The 2,536-nt window shown below is 72.8% G+C and carries 2 protein-coding genes and 1 pseudogene; 1 reads left to right on the forward strand and 2 read right to left on the reverse strand.

Going from position 1 to position 2,536, the window contains the following annotated elements:
• Positions 1-66: 66 nt before the first annotated feature.
• The gene (locus ABZ641_RS32740; RefSeq protein WP_359987749.1) at positions 67-603 is read right to left on the reverse strand and encodes a hypothetical protein; all 537 of its coding nucleotides are present in this window, start codon (positions 601-603) and stop codon (positions 67-69) included.
• Between the two features lie 129 nt (positions 604-732).
• Positions 733-1,308 (reverse strand): DUF6529 family protein, encoded by a 576-nt coding sequence (locus tag ABZ641_RS32745; protein WP_344628384.1) that lies wholly within the window; start codon positions 1,306-1,308, stop codon positions 733-735.
• 281 nt (positions 1,309-1,589) lie between these two features.
• On the opposite strand from ABZ641_RS32745, the pseudogene ABZ641_RS32750 reads away from it, so the two are divergent.
• Positions 1,590-2,536, forward strand: a pseudogene (locus ABZ641_RS32750) (hydrolase); the annotation flags it as partial.

A 2,536-nucleotide genomic window follows, 5' to 3' on the forward strand; every position in this document is an offset into this window, starting at 1 on the left:
GATCCGCCCGGGCCGCGGGGACGGTCACCGCGGATCGGCCGCGCCCGCTGCGCGCGCCCCGGGAGCTCAGTCGTTGTCGATCTTGTTGCCGCTGGCGTCGAGGACGTACCAGCCGGCGCCGAACGCCTTGGAGCCCTCGCCCGTCGTGTCACCGGGCTTGTGGTCGCCGGCGTAGTAGTAGAGCGGGTGGCCGTGGTAGGTGACCTCGGTGCGGTGGTCGGCCCGGGTGATGGTGCCCAGGTCGGCGGCGTTGACCCCGGTGCCCGGCTGCGGGGCGCCGGTGGTGGTCAGCGGCGGCCACGCGACGGCACAGGCGCCGTCGCAGGCGGACATCGACGGGCTGTCCTTCTCGAAGAGGTACAGCGTGCGCCCCTGGCTGTCGGTCAGGATCTTCCCGAGGTCCGAGTCGTGCACCACGACCGCGGTGCCGGTGGCGCCGGACTGGCCCGAGGACTGGGACCCGGGAGTGGGCGAGTCGGAGGCCGGCGGGTAGGCGTTGGCCGGTGCCGCGGCGGACTTCGAGCCGCCGCCGCTGCTGCCGCAGGCCGCGGCTCCCAGGGCGAGGGCGGGCAGCAGCGCCGCCGCCCAGATGAGGCGTCGCATGGTCGACTCTCCTTTCGGCAGACCTCCGGCCCCGGGGTGGCGGCCGGGCGAGTCGTACACCCTCCAGTACGTGGCGCAGGGGGCCGGCGTTCACCCGTGCACGATCGGGTTCGGGAGATCCGCCGGTGATCACAGGCCGGGGGCCGCGTAGCCGTTGAGGTACCAGAGCGCGCCCGTGTACCAGAGCAGGCCGATCGCGCAGACCAGCACGCCCCCGGCGAGCGGCAGCATCCAGCCGGGCAGCCGGCGGTTGCGCACCACGATCACCTTGGCCACGAACGCGCCGTACAGCACGCAACCGGTGATCGAGTGCAGTGCCACCCGGGGGCTGTTCAGCTGCACCCCGTAGGTGGCCAGGCAGTGCTGGGCGATCGGCAGCGAGAGCAGGAAGGCGAGCAGCCCGGTCACCCGGTGGACGGGCGGGACGGGCCTCGGTGCCGGGCGGGGCGCGCCCGGCAGCCGTCCGTACATCCACAGCGCGAGGAGCAGCTGGACCAGTGCCAGGCCGAACAGCGCGCTGCCCAGTCGGGCCTTCAGCCGGGTGGCGTCGTCGCCCTCCCGGCCGAACAGGCCGCTGGTGTAGTCGGGCGTGAGGGTGCGGCCGTACCAGTAGACGCCGAGCGCGACGGCCACCGGCACGAGCATCCACAGCAGCACCTGCCACGGCCGGTACCGCGGCGGGTCATGGGAGACGGGTGGTCGCATCGGGACTCCTCGGGACGGTCGGTCGTGCCGCCCACATCTGCCACAGGCCCCGGCTCCACATCCATCAGGCGCGCCGACCGGACGAGAAGATCCCCCGTCGGCGGAGCGCGCCGCGGCGGGGGAGCACCGCTCCTTCAGGGATCCCCGCAGGGCGTCGACGCGACGTGTTCCGTTCAAGCTGCGATCACCCGGACATGACACCGTGAGGCCGCGCCTACGCGCGTAGCGCGCACCAGCTGTTACCTCCCTGGCACGAGGAGTGCTGACCCGTGATCAGATCCATGAACACCGCCCGCCCGCTGGCCCTCGCCGCCGCCGCGCTGGTCGTCCTCGCCGGTGCGGGCGCCGTGCCGCACCGGGCCGCAGCGGCCGGGACCGCGGCCACCTCGACCCCGGCCGCCGGGGCCGCCGCCGCGGCGAGCACCCCGAAGCGGATCCTGTTCGACAACAGCAAGGCCGAGACCGCCGGCAACGCCGACTGGATCATCTCCACCAGCCAGCCCGACCCGCTCGGCCAGAACGCCGACCCCGGCACCGAGACCTCGTGGACGGGCGCCCTCTCCGCCTGGGGCGTGGCCCTCCAGAAGACCGGCCGGTACAGCCTGAAGACCCTCCCCGCCGGGTCCACCATCACCTACGGCACCGGCGGCGCGCTCGATCTCGCCAACTTCGACGAGTTCGTGCTGCCCGAGCCCAACATCCGGCTCACCGACGCCGAGAAGACCGCCGTGATGACGTTCGTCCAGCACGGCGGCGGCCTGTTCCTGATCTCCGACCACACCGTCAGCGACCGCAACAACGACGGCTGGGACTCCCCGGCGATCATCAACGACCTGATGACCACCAACAGCGTCGACAGCACCGACCCGTTCGGGTTCTCCGTCGACCTGCTGAACATCGCCAACGAGAACCCGCGCGCCGTCACCGACACCACCGACCCGGTGCTGAACGGCGCCTTCGGCACGGTCACCGGCTCCATCATCCGCAACGGCACCACCTTCACCCTCAAGCCCGCCGACAACCCGGCGGTCAAGGGCCTCGTCTACCGCAGCGGCTACAGCGGCACCACCGGCGCCTTCTTCGCGACCTCCGCCTTCGGCAGCGGCCGGGTCGCGATCTGGGGCGACAGCTCGCCCATCGACGACGGCACCGGCCAGTCCGGCAACACCCTGTACGACGGCTGGAACGACCCCGCCGGCACCGACGCCGCCCTCGCCCTCAACGCCAC

This window comes from Kitasatospora sp. NPDC007106 (genome assembly GCF_040634455.1).
GTDB lineage: Bacteria > Actinomycetota > Actinomycetes > Streptomycetales > Streptomycetaceae > Kitasatospora > Kitasatospora arboriphila.

Excerpts from the sequence above, each read along its gene's own strand:
- ABZ641_RS32740 (WP_359987749.1), bottom strand. The coding sequence starts at position 603 with ATGCGACGCCTCATCTGGGCGGCGGCGCTGCTGCCCGCCCTCGCCCTG.
- ABZ641_RS32745 (WP_344628384.1), bottom strand. The coding sequence starts at position 1,308 with ATGCGACCACCCGTCTCCCATGACCCGCCGCGGTACCGGCCGTGGCAG.